Source organism: Hymenobacter caeli (genome assembly GCF_013294115.1).
GTDB classification, from domain to species: Bacteria; Bacteroidota; Bacteroidia; order Cytophagales; family Hymenobacteraceae; genus Hymenobacter; species Hymenobacter caeli.
In genome coordinates this window covers 137700-152907 of sequence record NZ_JABSNP010000003.1, presented here as the reverse complement: position 1 = coordinate 152907, position 15208 = coordinate 137700, and the positions used below count along the sequence as shown (strand labels likewise).

Genomic DNA, 15208 nt, shown 5'->3' with positions numbered 1-15208 from the left:
CGCTATTTATGTCCAACTCCACGCTGACCCTGCCGTCGCTCACGGTTCGCACTGCGGCCCCGGCTGCCCGGCCCCCGGCGGCCCCGCGTCCGCCGCGGCGCTGGCAGTGGCCGCTGGGCGCGGTGCTGCCCCTGGCGCTGCTGGCGCTGTGGGAAATCCTGGCCCGCGCCGGCACGCTGCCGCCCAACCTGCTGCCCGCGCCCTCCAAGGTGCTGGCCACCATTGCCGGGCTGGCCCGTACCGGCGAGCTGTGGCACCACCTGGGCCTGACGCTGGCCCGGGTGGGGGCGGGCTTCGTGCTGGGCAGCGCGGCGGCCACGGCGCTGGGGGCCCTCACGGGCTACGCGCCCCTGGCCCGCCGCCTGCTCGACCCGCTGCTGCAAGGCGTGCGCAACATCCCGTCGCTGGCCTGGGTGCCGCTGTTCATCCTCTGGATGGGCATCTACGAAACCTCGAAAGTGGTGCTGATTGCCGTGGGCGTGTTCTTTCCGGTGTACCTGGGGCTGATGAGCGGCGTGCAGGGCGTGGACCGCAAGCTGGTGGAAGTGGGCCGCATGTACCGGCTTTCGGGGCTGGCGCTGGTGCGGCGGGTATTCCTGCCGGCCACGCTGCCGGCCTACCTGGTGGGCCTGCGCAACGGCCTGGGCCTGGGCTGGATGTTCGTGGTGGCCGCCGAAATCATGGGGGCCACCAAGGGCCTGGGCTTCCTGCTGGTAGATGGCCAGATGACCGGCCGGCCCCAGACCATCCTGGCCGCCATCCTGCTTTTCGCCGTCCTGGGCCGCACCACCGACGCCGGCCTAGCTTGGCTCAGCCGCCGCCTGCTGCGCTGGCAGGACACGCACGGGGCCAACGGGAATAACTGACATGCTCCGCATCGAACACGTAGGCAAGCAGTTTGGGCCCCAGGTGGTGGCCCTGCACGACGTGAGCCTGCAAGTGGCCCCGGGCGAGATTGTGGCGTTGGTAGGGGCCAGCGGCTGCGGCAAGAGCACGCTGCTGCGCATCGCGGCGGGGCTGGAAACGCCCGGTACCGGCCGCGTGCTGATTGACGGGGCCCCGGTGGCCGGGCCCCACCCGGCCGTGGGCTTCATCTTCCAGGAGCCGCGCCTGCTGCCCTGGCTCACGGTATGCCAGAACGTGGAGTTCGGCATCGCCGGCTTGCCCGCCGCTGAGCGCACCGAGCGCAGCGCGGCAGCCCTGGCCCGGGTGGGCCTCAGCGACTTTGCCGGGACGTGGCCGCGGCAGCTCTCGGGCGGCATGGCGCAGCGGGCGGCCATTGCCCGGGCCCTGGTGGCGCGGCCGGGCCTGCTGCTGCTCGACGAGCCCTTCAGTGCCCTCGACCCGTTTACGAAAATGGACTTGCAGGACCACCTGCTCGACATCTGGGCCGACGACCGGCCCACCCTCGTGCTCGTGACCCACGACCTGGAAGAAGCCCTCGTGCTGGCCGACCGCGTGGTGGTGCTGCGCAGCCGCCCGGGGCGCGTCCACCAAACCTTCGCCGTGGACCTGCCCCGCCCCCGCCGCCGCACCGCTCCCGACTTTCAGGCCCAGAAACAGCTGCTGCTGGAGGCGCTGGGCGTGGCGGCATAGGAAGTTTTTTGGGCCGTTGCAGGCGGTTATGGCTACTACGGTACCCGGGCGCACGGGGATGCAAGCCCAGCCGTTTCACCGCTCTCTGAACTACCGGCTGGATTATTCCCAAGGCTTGACCCGGAAACTCCGGGGCCGCCGCTTACCCGGCCAGAATTTGCTGATAGACGTCGCGGTCGATGTTGGCCCCGCAGAGGATGAGCGCGACTTTCTGGCCGCGCACGGCGGCTTGCTCCGGCGCTTGCAGCAGGGCGGCGAGGGGGGCGGCCCCGGCTCCTTCGGCCATGTTGTGGGTGTCGGAGCAGTAGTGCCGCACGGCGGCGGCGACCTCGGCCTCGCTTACCGCCACGATTCGCTCGGCCCCCGCGCGGATGACCGCCAGCGCCGCCGCCGCCGGCACCCGCACGGTCAGGCCGTCGGCGATGGTGGGCGGGCCGGGGGGCGGGGCGGTGCTCACCACCCGGCCCGCCGCCACCGACAGCGCGTAGGCGGGGTAGTTTTCGTGCACCACGCCCACGACGCGGGTCGCCAGGCCCAGCGCATCGCGGGCGCCGACCACCCCGCAAATGCCCGACCCCAGGCCGATGGGCACGTACACCGTGTGGAGGTCGGGCACGGCCCGCAGCAGCTCGAGGGCGTAGGTGCCGACGCCGGCCACCAGCGCGGGCGCGAACGACGGCACGAAGGCCAGCCCTTCCGCCGCGGCCACTTCTTCGGCGTGGGCCCTGGCTTCGTCAAAGTCGCGCCCGAAGGCCCGCACTTCGGCCCCGAAGCCGCGCATCGCAGCATTTTTCTCCGGGCTGTTGCCGTGCGGCACCACCACAACCGCCCGCAGGCCCAGCCGGCCCGCCGCCAGCGCGATGCCCTGCCCGTGGTTGCCCCGCGTGGCCGTAATCACGCCGGGTACGGCGGGCTGCCGCGCCCGCAGCTCGTGCAGGTACACCAAGCTGCCCCGCACTTTGAAGGCCCCGGTGGGCGTGTGGTTTTCGTGCTTCACCCACACCTCGCAGCCGGCCCGGGCGCTCAGCAGCGGCCAGCGAATCTGGGGCGTGGGCGGCATCGTAGCGTACACGATGCGGGCGGCGGCTTCGAGTTCGGCCAGGCTTACCATGGGGTGCGCTTATGATTTGGGCGGTGGTCTAAAACGGGGTGGTCCGGCGAATTGCCCGCAGGGCTGCGTCGGGCCACTCTTACCCAAAAACAGCAGCTCCGGGCCACCGTCAGAGTGGCCCGACGACAAAAAAAGTCGCCGGACCATCCCGCTTAAGCCCACCGCCATAGCTTGGAAAAGGCAACCTCATGTGGCAGCGGCTTGAAAACACGCCTTCCGAAAAAGCGAAACTTGAAAAATACCCCGCCGGGCGCAGCGGCCAGCAGGGCCAAAAACCGTACACTTCCCAAGGCACATCCAAGAAGCAACCCTGTGTTAACCGGCCTTCCTTAAAGCAATTAACTGCTTTGGGGCCCTGAAAATCCCGTCGCGACACCGCTTGGCCCCACGCGCCCGCAGCGCACCCCGACGCTACTCAAACACGATGCGCAGCGGGGCCTGCCCCGGGAAGCGCAGCATGTACACGCCGGCCGTGAGGGCCCCGCGGGCCAGGCGCAGGTCGGCGGGGCGGGGGTAGAGGCGGCGGACTACGCGGCCGGTCATGTCCAGCAGCTGGGCTTCGCCGAGCTGGTGCCAGGCAGCGGGAATCACCAGCTGCACGGCGTCCCGGGCGGGGTTGGGGTAGGCCTGGGCCAAGGGGCCGGCGGTGGCGGCGCGGGCGGCCAGCACAGTGCCGGTTTGCCGCAGCAAGGGCCGCAGGAAGTCGCGGATGGTCCAGAAGGCGGTGTCGGCGTAGGCGGCGTTGTTTTCGAAGGGGATGTGGCCCGCGCCTTTGAGCGTGCGCAGCGTGTTGGTAATGCCCAGGGCCGCGGCGCGGGGGTGGAGGCGGCCGCTGCCATAGACGTACTTGGGCGGCAGGCCCGCCCCGATTTTGCCCTGGAAGTAGGGCACCGTCATGTCGGCCGTGCCGTGCACGCTGCACAGCGGGGCGTTGCCGGCCTCGATGTAACTCGGGCTTTGGGTGGCCCCGCTCAGGTTGAGCACGGCCAGCGGGAGGCTGCTGTAGCCGGGGCTGCCGCTCTGGCCTTCCACGCCGCCCAGGCTGGCGATGTTCACGTAGGCCGGCACTTCGCTGTCTTTGTCCAGGTAGCCGACTTCGAGGGCCGCGAAGGCCCCGGCCGACGAGCCGCCCACGGCGATGTAGGCGGGGTTGACGCGGTAGGTTTTGGCGGTGGCCGCGTCCCGGCGGAAGAAGCGCACGGCCGCTTTCAGGTCCTGGCCGCCCCGGATGGCGGCCTGCGCCAGGCCCACGGTGTCGGTGAGCACCGGGAAGCCCGTGAGCGGGAAGCCCAGCCGGTACTCGATGCTGGCCGTGACGTAGCCCAGCCGGGCCAGCCGGGTGCACACGGCCACCATGTAGGCGTCGGTTTTACTGCCGATGTAAAAGCCGCCCTGGTGGGCGAAAATGATGACCGGCCGCCGCTTCACCGTGTCGCCCTGCGGCTGGTAGATGTCCATCAGCAGCGACTGGGTACTGCCCGTGTAGGTAGTGGCCGAGCCGTAGGCCACGCCACTCGTCACGTCCACGTTGGCAAACACGGGCTGGTAGTAGCGGGCCCGGGTGGTATCGATTTGGGCGGCGGCGGGCCCGGCGGCGGCCAGCAAAAGCAGCGCCAGCAGGAGTAAGGTTGTTTTCATGGCGGCTAGAAATACGCTTTAAGTACGGATTAATTTAACTTTTAAGGCTTGGCGGCGGTCAGCGGCGGCGGCGTCCGCAAATTCGCTCCTACGCGCTGAAAAACTGCTGATTTTTTGATGAGCGCCGCGCCGCTTCCCATTTGCCTGCTCGTTTGGGCCCGTTGCCCCGTTGTTACTTGCGGGCCCGTTTTAAGGTTTGCTTATGCCCATTATTTTTCCGCCGCCGCTGCAAGCGGGCCAGCGCGTGGCCCTGGTGGCCCCCGCCCGCCACGTGCCGGCCGCCGACCTCGCCCCCGCCCTGGACGTGCTGACCAGCTGGGGCCTGGAAGTCACGCTCGGCGAGAGCATCGGCCCCGCCCACCACCAGTTTGCCGGCGACGACGCGCTGCGCCGCCGCGACTTCCAGCGCCAGCTCGACGACCCCAGCAGCCGGGCCATTTTCTGCGCCCGGGGCGGCTACGGCACCGCCCGCATCGTGGACGGGCTCGCCTTTACGGCCTTTGCCCGGCACCCCAAGTGGGTGGTGGGCTTCTCCGACATCACCGTGCTGCACTGCCACTTGCTGCGCCGGGGCTTCGCCAGCCTGCACGCGCCAGTACCGGTGCTGTTCCGGCAGCCCGGCGGCGAGGCGGCCCTCGAAAGCCTGCGCCGCGCTTTGTTCGGCGAGGCCGACGCGGGCCTGGCCGCCCCACCCCACCCGCTCAACCGCCCCGGCACGGCCACCGGCGAGCTGGTGGGCGGCAACCTGAGTTTGCTGCACACGCTCACCGGCACGGGCTCGCAGGCCAGCTTTGCGGGCCGCATCCTGTTCATTGAAGACCTCGACGAGTACCGCTACCACCTCGACCGGATGCTGCTGCACCTGCACCGCAGCGGGCAGCTCGCGGGCCTGGCCGGGCTGGTGGTGGGCCACTTCTCGCAGCTGCGCGACAACGCCGTGCCCTTCGGCCAGTCGGCCGAGGAAATCATCGATTCTTACGCCCGGCTCTATAGTTTCCCGGTGGGCTACGGCTTCCCCGTGGGCCACGAGGCCGACAACCGGGCCCTGGTAGTGGGCCGGACGGCGCGGCTGACGGTGGACGCCGGCGGCTCCTGGCTGAAGTAATTCGTTTCCATAAGTTGTTTTAAAACAATAGCTAAAGATTACTTCCTCCCCAAAATACGCCCCATGCCGGTTCGGCTCGCCTTCGTTTCCGCTATAATCTGGCTGCTGTGGGCCCCCGTTGCCCGCGCCCAGCCGGTGCACAAGCACGTTCTGCGTCTTGAAAAATCCACTACCGCAACAGCGGTCGAGGACTTTCCTGGCAAACGCACATTCTACCAAATCGACGCGGCCACCGCCCCGGCCCGGGGGCTGCTGGTGCTGCTGCCGGGCCGGGGCGAGCCGGCCCGGGACGTACTGAGCGCCACGAGTCTGGCGCAGCAGGCGGCCGGGCGGGGGTTTGTTGTGTTGCTGATTGGGCTGAACGACCGCATCAGCTTGGACGCCTCCGGCACGCGCTTCCTGGATGCGGCGATTGGGCAGGTAGTGCGGCAGCGCCCGGCCCTGGCCCGCCGGGTGGTGGTCGGGGGGTTTTCGGCCGGCGGCCAGCTCGCTTTTGCCTACGCGGAAAAGCTGGTGCGGGACAGCATCCAACGGCCCTGGCGCGTGCGGGCCGTGCTGGGCGTCGATCCGCCGCTGGACTTGGCCGAGCACTGGCACCGGGCGCAGTACCACCTGGAGCACCAGGACTGCACCGCCTTCCGCGCCGGCGACCAGCGCATCCTGAGCGAATTAACCCACGAGCTGGGAGGGTCGCCGGAGCAATTCCCAGAGGCCTACCGCAGCCGTTCCGCTTTTTTGCGCAGCGACCCGGGCGGCGGTGAAGCCCAGTGGCTCAAGGCTTTGCCGGTACGCTTGTACTGCGAGCCCGACCTGGCCTTCTGGCAGCAGTCGTGCCCGGCGCTGCAACCGCTGGACTTGAACGCCTACGGGGCCACGGCCCTCGTTGCCGGCCTCCAGCGCCAGGGCAACACCCGGGCCCAGTACATTGAAACGACGGGCAAGGGCTACGCAGGCAAGCGGCGGATGCCCCACTCCTGGAGCATCGTCGATGCCCCCGACTGCGCCGCGTGGCTGCAACGCTGCATCGCAGAATAGGCCGAACCTTCTGGTGGGAGATGGGGCCCCGGCCTCAATCCACGTACAGGGTTTGCAGCAGCGTCTGGCCCACGGCTTTCATCGTTTTGCGGTCAATGATGGCCATGTTGTCGGTGGTGGCATGGTGGTAAGCGGGGAAGTACTCCGGGCCGGCCCCGCGTGGGTGGTCGTAGATGTCGAGCGTGGGGATGCCGGCCTTGTTGGTGTACACGTGGTCGTCGAGGATGCCGCCCGTGTCCTGGAAGCGAAAATAGTCGGAGTAGCCGATGCGGGCGGCGGTGTTCCAGATTTTATCCAGGGGGCCCCGGGCGTTGGTGCGCGAGGTTTCCTCGCGGGTGAAGCTGCCGCCCTTGGCCCCCACCATGTCGAGCAGCACGCCGTATTCGGCCTTGTAGCCGGCGGGCAGCAGGTGGGCGGCCCAGTACTGCGAGCCCAGGCACCACGACGAGCTGCCGCCGCCCTCGTTCAGCTGGTCTTTCACGTCGGCCTGGGTGGTGTCGTCGTGGCCCCAGTCCTCGGCGTCGAAGAAGATGAAGTCCACGCCCACGGCGGGGGCCAGGCTGTCGGGCTGCTGGCTGAGCACGCGGGCCATTTCAAGGGCCGTGGCCACGGCGCTGGCCCCGTCGGAGGCCCCGTCCATGGGCGCGTTTTTCTTCGCCTGGTCGTTGTCGGCAAACGGGCGGGTGTCCCAGTGCCCGAAGATAGCCACCCGGCGGGCCGCCTGGGGCTGGAACTGGGCAACGATGTTGCGGCCGTGGATGTTGGTGCCGTCGAACGTCATGGCGTCAAACGGCTGCTCCAGCACCTTCAGCTTATAGCTTTTTAGCTTGGCCACCAGCCAGTTGCCGCAGGCCGTGTGGGCCTTCGAGTTGGGCACCCGGGGCCCGAACGCCACCTGCCGGGCCGTGAAGGCGTAGGCCGAGTCGGCGTTGAAGGCCGGGGCCTTGGCCAGCGGGGCCTCAGGGGCCTCGGCGGTGCCGGCGTCGGGGGTTTTGCTGGGGCAGGCGGTGAGCAGCAGGAGGCCCGCCAGGGCGGCCAGGGGAAGGCGAAGGTTCATGTTTTTAGCTATTAGCTGCCAGCTGTTAGCCGTTAGCTCTGGGTAGTAGGGGCTATAAATTCTTGGCTAGCAGCTAAAGGCTACAAGCTGATAACTAACCACTTAATCTTCGCTGTAAGCCCACTCCACGCCGGCCTTGGTGTCTTTGATGACGATGCCCTGGCCCTTGAGAGCGGCCCGGATAACGTCCACCTTGTCGTAGGCTTTGTCGGCCTTGGCTTCGGAATAAAAGCCCAGGGTGAGGGCTAGCAGCTCCTCCGCGTTGGCGCGGGGCTCGTCGCGCAGGCCCAGCACGCCGGTCACCAGGGCCCGGTAGGCCGCCGCGGCGGCCGCCAATGCGGCGGCCGATACGGCAGCCAGGGCGGCGGGCGTGGTGGCCAGCGCGTTGAATTTGCGCAGCAAGTTGAACAGCGCCGCGACGCTGCGGGCCGTGTTCAGGTCGTCGTCCAGGCCCACCCACAGGTCGGTGGTGAGCTTGGTTAGCTCGGCATCTTCTTTTGGTGCCTGGTGCCCGGTGCTTGGTGCTTGGTTGCTGGTGCCCGGTGCTTGGGGTGCCGCCCCGTTTGCCAAGTGTTCATTGCTCACTGCCAATTTATCCAGCAGGCGCAGGCCGTTCATGAGTTTGCGGTAGCCTTTGCGGGCGGCTTGCAGGGCGTCGTCGCTCACGTCCACCGGCGAGCGGTAGTGGGCTTGCAGCAGGAAGAAGCGCACCACCATCGGCGAGTAGGCCTGGCTGAGGCCCCCGGTGGGCCCGGCAAACAAGTTGGTGAGGGTGATGAAGTTGCCCGTCGACTTGCTCATCTTGGCCCCGCCCACCGTTATCATGTTGTTGTGCATCCACACGCGGGCCTCGTCGGTGTGGCTGTGGCTGCCCTGGCTTTGGGCAATCTCGCACTCGTGGTGCGGAAACATCAGGTCCAGGCCGCCGCCGTGGATGTCGAATTCGGCCCCTAAGTACTTGCGGCTCATGGCCGAGCACTCGAGGTGCCAGCCGGGGAAGCCGGCGCCCCAGGGCGAGGGCCAGCGCATGATGTGCTCGGGCGAGGCCTTCTTCCAAAGGGCAAAATCGAGCGGGCTGCGCTTCTCGTCCTGGCCGGCCAGCGTGTCGCGGGTGCCGGCGAGCTGGTCCTCGACGCTGCGGTTCGAGAGCTTGCCGTAGCGCCCGGCTTTGTCGTGCTGCGCGTCGTATTTGGGCACGTCGAAGTACACCGAGCCGTTCACCTCGTAGGCCAGGCCGTTGGCAATGATTTCCTCCACCATCCCGATTTGCTCGGTGATGTGGCCGCTGGCCTGGGGCTCGATGTCGGGGGGCAGGCAGCCGAGCTGGGCCATGTGGGCGCGGTAGCGGTTGGCGTAGTGCTGGGCCACCTGCATGGGCTCGAGCCGCTGGGCGCGGGCAGCTTTTTCGAGCTTGTCCTCGCCCGTGTCGGCGTCGCTTTCGAGGTGCCCCACGTCGGTGATGTTGCGCACGTAGCGCACGGTGTGGCCCAGGTGGCGCAGGTAGCGCGTGAGCACGTCGAACACCACGGGGCCCCGGGCGTTGCCCAAATGGGCCTCGCTGTACACGGTGGGCCCGCACAAATACACGCCCACTACGGGCGGCTGAACGGGTGCGAAAGGCGCTTTGGCGCGGGTGAGGGTATTATAAAGCGTCAGCGACATGAAAATCAGGAAATCAGAAAGCGGGCAACCGGGCCCGGGGCGTATCGTTTCGTTCGGGCGGTGGGCGGCGCAAAGTTCGGCAATTTGAGCGGTACCACTTGACCCCACTCCCGGCCCCTCCCCGGTGGGGAGGGGTGCGTTCAACGATTCAGGCACTCGCACCCCTCCCCACCGGGGAGGGGCCGGGGGCCGCGCCTACCGCAGCTGATATACTGCTTCCACCGGAAAATGGTCGGACCACAAAATCTCGCGGTGCACGCGGCAGCCCAGCACCCGCCACTGCGCGGAGGCAAACTGCTGGTCGATGCGCAGGCCGGGCAGGCGGCCGTGGTAGGTGGCCCCCAGGCCGAGGCCCACGGTGGCCCAGGCGTTTTGCAGGGTGCCGGCCAGCTGGTCGTAGGGGTACGAGTAGGGCAGGTCGTTGAAGTCGCCGGCCAGCAGCACGGGGTAGGGCGAGCGGCGCACGCGGGCCAGCACGGTGTCGGTTTGCCAGGCGCGGGCCACGGCCCCGTTGCGGAAGCGGCGCAGCAGGCCGGGGGCCTTGTCGCGCAGCCCGGCCTCGGTGGTGGAGGCGGCCACGATGTCGCCCTCGGCCAGGCTCATGCTTTGCAGGTGCAGGTTGAAGACGCGGATGGTGTCGGGCCGGGCGCGGCCGGGGGCAGCGGGGCGGGCCAGGTCGGCCCACATGGCGTGGTTTTGGGTGAGCTTGCCGAACGGAATAACGCCGCGCCGCACGATGGGAAAGCGGGAAAAAATGGCCAACCCGAACTCCGCCCCAACGCTGTTGGTGAGGCTCGTGGACACGAACCCGTGCCGGCCACTGCCCGCCCCCAGCCGCTCGGCGCTGCGGAACACCGGCCCGTTCTCGTGCGAGCCGCCGGGCTCGTTGTAAAACTCCTGGAGGCAGAGCACGTCGGCCGGGCTCGCGGCCAACCAGCGGATGAAGGCCTTGGAGGACGCAAAGTCGGGGTCGCGCAGCTGGGCGTACACGTTGAAGATGCGCACGTTGGCCGAGAGCAGCCGCACCCTTTGGGGATTAGGGACGAAGGAGGAGGGGTGAGGGGGGACGGGCGGAAGGGAAGAGACTTTTTTCTCCGTCACCCCCTCGTCTCTCCTCCCTAATCCTTTGTCCAAAAAAAATTCCTCGTCCACCACTCCAAAGTGCAGGGCCAGGCCGCGCTGCACGTGGGGCCAGCACAGGGCCAGGGCCAGGGCCGGCAGCAGGGCCACGCGCCAGCGGCGGCGCAGCCAGTACAGCGCCAGCAGGGCCGTGAGGGCCAGCGCCCCGGGCACCGTGAGGGCCCCGAACACGGCCGGCCACCAGGTGCCCGCCGGCACCCGCTCGCAGGCAATGGCCGCCACGAGCCAGGCCAGCGCCAGCAGTGTAATTTTGAAAGCAAACGAACGGCGCACAACGCGGGAGCTAAGGAGCCGCAAAGGTACCCTGAGCCGCGCGGGGCCCACACGAAAGCCCAAGGCCGCGCGTTAGCAGCGGCGGATTGCTTCGCTAAAGCCGTTTAGAAAATGCCATTGAGCGTCGTGCTGAGCTTGCCGAAGCACAACGCTCGAATTGATTTCAGCGACTTCCTGATTCTAAAAGCTGCGCTTTATATTTCAGTCCTTCTGTTTGTCATGAAACAACTTTACTTTGCTTGCCGGTGGGCCCTGTTATTGGGGGCCCCAGCGCTGGCCCCGGCCGCCCCCCGTCCCGCCCTGGGGCCCCGGGCCGTGCCGGCGGCGGCCACCCTCGAATTCATCGAAAACAAGGGCCAGTGGGACGCCCGCGCCCGCTACGCGGCGGCGCTGCCCGGCGGCCGGCTGTTTCTGGAAAACGCGGCCCTCACCTACCTCTTCGTAGACCCCGCCGTGCTGCACCGCCACGGCGCGGCCCCGGCCGCGGGCGAAGCTGCCGGGCCCCCCGCCCCCCGCGACCAGCTGGCCGCCCACGCCTACACCGTGCACTTCGAAGGGGCCAGCCGCCAGGCGCGGCCGGTGGCAGAGCAGCCCACCGGCGAGGTACGCAACTACTTTCACGGCCCGGACGCCCGCCATTGGGCCAGCGGCGTGGGCGGCTTCCGGCGGGTGCGCTATGCCGGGCTGTGGCCGGGCATCGACGCGGCGGTGTACGAAAGCGGCCAGACCCTGGAGTACGACTTCGCCCTGGCCCCCGGGGCCGACGCGGCCCGGGTGGCCCTGCGCTACGAGGGTGCCCCCGTGGCCCTGGACGCGGCCACCGGCGAGCTGACCATCAGCACCGCCGTGGGCCGCGTGACGGAGCAGGCCCCCCGGGCCTGGCAGACCGACGCCCAGGGGCAGCGCCAGCCCGTGGCCTGCCGCTACGCGCTGGCCGGCGGCACGGTGCATTTTGCGCTGGGGCCCTACGACCACGCGCGGGCCCTGACCATCGACCCGACGGTAATTTTTTCGTCCTTCACCGGCTCGCTGACGGACAACTGGGGCTTCACGGCCACCTACGACGCGCAGGGCAACCTGTACTCGGGCGGCATTGCCTTCGGGCCCGGCTACCCGGCCACGGTGGGGGCCTACAAAACCACGTTCAGCGGGGTGTGCGACGTGGCCCTTATCAAGTACAACACCCAGGCCACGGGCCCAGCGGCGCGGGTCTGGGCCACGTACCTGGGCGGCAGCAGCAGCGAGTACCCGCACAGCCTGGTTACCAACGCCTTGGGCGAGCTGGTGGTGATGGGCAGCACGTCGTCCCTCGACTTCCCGACCACGGCCGGGGCCCTGGGCCGCAAGTTTGGCGGGGGCAGCTACTTCGAGCCGTTCCTCACCAACCTCAGCGAGTACACCATGCCCAACGGGGCCGATTTGTTCGTGGCCCGCCTCAGCGCCGACGGCCGCGCCCTGCTGGCCAGCACCTACCTGGGCGGCAGCGCCAACGACGGCGTGCAGGCCCCCGTGCTCAATGCCACGGGCGCGCAGCAGCTGACGGCCAACTACGGCGACGTGTTCCGCAGCGACGTGCTGCTCGACGGCGCGGGCAACGTGTTCGTGGCCGCCAGCACGGCCTCAGCCAACTTCCCCGGCCTGGGTGCGGGCTTCAACGGCACCTACCGGGGCGGCCCCACCGACGCCGTGGTGTGCAAGCTGCCGCCCGACCTGAGCGCCGTGGCCTGGGCCGGCCTGCTGGGCGGCAGCGGGGCCGACGCCGCCTACTCGGTGCAGCGCGACGACCAAGGCCGGGTGTACGTGTGCGGCGGCACGCTCAGCCCCAACTTCCCTACCACCGCCGGGGCCTACCGGGCCGCGCGGCCGGGGGGCGTCGACGGCTTCGCGGCCCGCATCAGCGCCGACGGCCGCACCGTGGAGCGGGCCACCTACGTGGGCACCGCCGGCTACGACCAGGCCCAGTTCCTGCAGCTCGACGCGGCCGGCAACCCCTACCTGCTGGGCCAGACGCTGGGCGGGGCCTTCCCCGTCACGGCCGGCCTGTACACCAACCGGGGCGGGGCGCAGTTCATCCAGAAGCTCAACGCTGACCTCACCAGCAGCTTGTACAGCACCGTGTTCGGCAGCGGCACCGGGCCCAACCTGGTGCCCACCGCGTTTCTGGTCGACGACTGCGAGCGTATTTACGTGAGCGGTTGGGGCGGCTTCATCAACCAGGCCACCGGGCCCTACCTGGGCGGCACCACCGCGGGCCTGCCCACCACGGCCGACGCGGTACAGACCCGTACTGACGGCTCCGACTTTTATTTGGCCGAGTTCTCGCCCGGTTTGGCGGCGCTGGAGTACGCCACGTTTTTTGGCGAGCAGGGCGGCGAGGGCGAGCACGTGGACGGCGGCACCTCGCGCTTCGACAAGCGCGGCATCGTGTACCAGGCCGTGTGCGGCGGCTGCCAGGGCACCCAGGGCTTCCCGGTGCCGCCGGGGGCCAATACCTACACCAACCGCAACGGCAGCACCAACTGCAACAATGCGGCTTTTAAGATGGACTTCCAGGCGATAACCGCCAGCGCCGGGCCGCGCCGGGCCCTGTGCGCCAGCGCCGCCCCCGTGGACCTGCCCGGCACGCCCGCCGGCGGCGTGTGGAGCGGGCCCGGCGTGCAGCGCACCGCCGCCGGGGGCTACCAGTTCGTGCCCGCCGCGGTGGGCCCGGGGGCGTTCCTCATCACCTATACTGTGGCCACGAGCGGCTCGTGCGTGGCCACGCTGCGCGTGCGCTACCAGGTGGCCCCGGCGCTGGTGCCCGCGTTTGCGCCGGTGCCAGCGCAGTGCGTGAGCGGCCCGGCCGTGATGCTGGCGGCCACGCCGGCCGGGGGCACGTTCAGCGGGCCGGGCGTGAGCGGCAACACGTTTTCGCCCCAGGCGGCGGGGCCGGGCACCTTCACCCTGAGCTACACCGTGGCCGACTCGCTGGCCTGCGGCGCGGCCACCCAGCAGGTGGTGGTGGGCAGCGGCCTCGCGGCCCGTGTGCGGCCCGACACCACGCTGTGCGCCAGCCAATTGCAGCCCTTCCAGCTGCGCGGCAGCCCGGCCGGCGGCGTGTGGAGCGGGCCGGGCGTGAGCCCCACCGGCCTCTTCACCCCGCCCAACACCCAGAACCGGGGCGGTACCTTCGACCTCGTGTACACCGTGGCGCAGGGGCCCTGCCAAAGCGCCGCCACCCGCCGCGTGGTGCTGGCCCCCGCCAACCTCGCCGACGTGCCCCTGAACCTGCCCGTGTGCGCCGCCGCGCCCCAGTACGCCGGCCTCGCGCCCTTCGACTGCCCCCTGACGCCGCAAATGGCCGGCGGCACCTACCTCTGGGACTTCGGCGACGGCAGCCCCCCCAGCACCGAGGCCGCGCCCACCCACCGCTACGCCCAGGCCGGCACCTACCGCGTTAAGCTCACGGCCCGCTACGGGGCCTGCGACGTGACCACGCAGTTCGCGCCCCTGGAAGTGGGCGACGTGTTCGTGCCCAACGTCATCACCGCCAACGACGACGCGCTCAACGCCACCTTCCAGCCGCGCTTCAGCTGCCGGCCGGCCAGCCTGAAGGTGTTTTCGCGCTGGGGCCAGGAGGTGTACGCCACCGCCGACTACCACAACGACTGGGACGCCCACGGCCTGGCCGCCGGCCTCTACTACTACCTGCTGCGCGACGCCGACGACCGCCAGGTGAAGGGCTGGGTGCAGGTGGTGCGGTAGCGAAGCCCCTGTGCCCTAGCGGCCTGCACGACCATTTTCTTCCGTTTCCGATGAGCCCGCGTCCTTACATTCTGGCCGAAACCACTTGGCCGGCCGTGCTGGCCGGCGCTTTCGAGGTGGTGGTACTGCCCTGGGGGGCCACCGAGGCCCACAACCGCCACCTGCCCTACGCCACCGACAACGTGCAGTGCGACTACGTGGCCGCCGAAGCCGCCCGGCTGGCCTGGGAGCAGGGGGCCCGGGTGGTGGTGCTGCCCACCGTGCCCTTCGGGGTGAACACCGGCCAGCTCGACATCGCCCTCGACCTGAACCTGAACCCGAGCACCCAACTGGCCGTGCTGCGCGACTTGGTGCGGGTGCTGGCCCGCCAGGGCTTCCCCAAGCTGCTGGTGCTGAATGGGCACGGCGGCAACGACTTCCGGCAAATCCTGCGCGAGCTGCAAGCCGAGTTCCCCGCCGTGTTCTTGTGCACCGCCAACCTGTTCCACATTGTGGACCGGAGCCAGTTTTTTGAGGCCCCCGGCGACCACGCCGACGAGATGGAGACGAGCATGATGCTGCACCTCGCGCCCCACCTGGTGCGCCCCCTGGCCGAGGCCGGCCCGGGGACCACCAAGCGGTTCCGCCCCCGGGCCCTGCGGGAGTGGGCCTGGGCACAACGCGCCTGGAGCCAGGTAACGGCCGACACGGGCGCGGGCAACCCCGCAGCAGCCACGGCCGCCAAAGGCGCGGCGTTTCTACAGGCCCTCACCGCTGAGCTGGGGCAGTTTCTGGTGGAGCTGGCCGCCGCCGACCCGCACGACTTGTACGAGTAGGGCCGCGGGCGCGGCGGCATTTCGCTGCGGAG

11 protein-coding genes are annotated in these 15208 nt (G+C 69.4%); 6 read left to right on the top strand and 5 right to left on the bottom strand.

Annotated elements, in window-relative coordinates; all coding sequences use genetic code 11:
- Positions 1-8 precede the first annotated feature (8 nt).
- Positions 9-866, top strand: coding sequence for an ABC transporter permease (locus tag HNP98_RS04065; protein ID WP_173808776.1), 858 nt, complete (start codon positions 9-11; stop codon positions 864-866).
- A gap of 1 nt (position 867) precedes the next feature.
- Complete coding sequence (locus HNP98_RS04060; protein WP_173808775.1) at positions 868-1596, top strand: ABC transporter ATP-binding protein; 729 nt, start codon at positions 868-870, stop codon at positions 1594-1596.
- A 142-nt stretch (positions 1597-1738) separates the two neighbouring features.
- On the opposite strand, the gene HNP98_RS04055 is transcribed toward HNP98_RS04060, so the two are convergent.
- Positions 1739-2707, bottom strand: coding sequence for a threonine dehydratase (locus HNP98_RS04055; protein WP_173808774.1), 969 nt, complete (start codon positions 2705-2707; stop codon positions 1739-1741).
- Between the two features lie 411 nt (positions 2708-3118).
- Entirely contained in the window at positions 3119-4345 is a 1227-nt protein-coding gene (locus HNP98_RS04050) for a carboxylesterase family protein (RefSeq protein ID WP_173808773.1), read from the bottom strand.
- A 202-nt stretch (positions 4346-4547) separates the two neighbouring features.
- Between HNP98_RS04050 and HNP98_RS04045 the strand changes: the two genes are divergently transcribed.
- Positions 4548-5450 carry a S66 peptidase family protein gene (locus tag HNP98_RS04045; RefSeq protein WP_173808772.1) on the top strand — a complete coding sequence of 301 codons (903 nt, stop codon included), beginning with the start codon at positions 4548-4550 and terminating at the stop codon, positions 5448-5450.
- A 63-nt stretch (positions 5451-5513) separates the two neighbouring features.
- A complete protein-coding gene (locus tag HNP98_RS04040) occupies positions 5514-6485 on the top strand; it encodes a hypothetical protein (protein ID WP_173808771.1) in 972 nt (323 codons plus the stop codon).
- Positions 6486-6519: 34 nt separating this feature from the next.
- On the opposite strand, the gene HNP98_RS04035 is transcribed toward HNP98_RS04040, so the two are convergent.
- From HNP98_RS04035 to HNP98_RS04025, 3 genes are all read right to left on the bottom strand, one after another.
- Positions 6520-7542, bottom strand: a complete 1023-nt coding sequence (locus HNP98_RS04035) for a M28 family peptidase (RefSeq protein ID WP_173808770.1) — start codon at positions 7540-7542, stop codon at positions 6520-6522.
- Between the two features lie 102 nt (positions 7543-7644).
- On the bottom strand, positions 7645-9204 hold the full coding sequence (cysS, locus tag HNP98_RS04030) for a cysteine--tRNA ligase (protein WP_173808769.1): 1560 nt from the start codon (positions 9202-9204) through the stop codon (positions 7645-7647).
- 195 nt (positions 9205-9399) lie between these two features.
- Positions 9400-10617, bottom strand: a complete 1218-nt coding sequence (locus HNP98_RS04025) for an endonuclease/exonuclease/phosphatase family protein (protein WP_173808768.1) — start codon at positions 10615-10617, stop codon at positions 9400-9402.
- 219 nt (positions 10618-10836) lie between these two features.
- Between HNP98_RS04025 and HNP98_RS04020 the strand changes: the two genes are divergently transcribed.
- Positions 10837-14361 carry a DUF7948 domain-containing protein gene (locus HNP98_RS04020; RefSeq protein ID WP_173808767.1) on the top strand — a complete coding sequence of 1175 codons (3525 nt, stop codon included), beginning with the start codon at positions 10837-10839 and terminating at the stop codon, positions 14359-14361.
- 50 nt (positions 14362-14411) lie between these two features.
- Entirely contained in the window at positions 14412-15176 is a 765-nt protein-coding gene (locus tag HNP98_RS04015) for a creatininase family protein (RefSeq protein WP_173808766.1), read from the top strand.
- Positions 15177-15208: the final 32 nt, after the last annotated feature.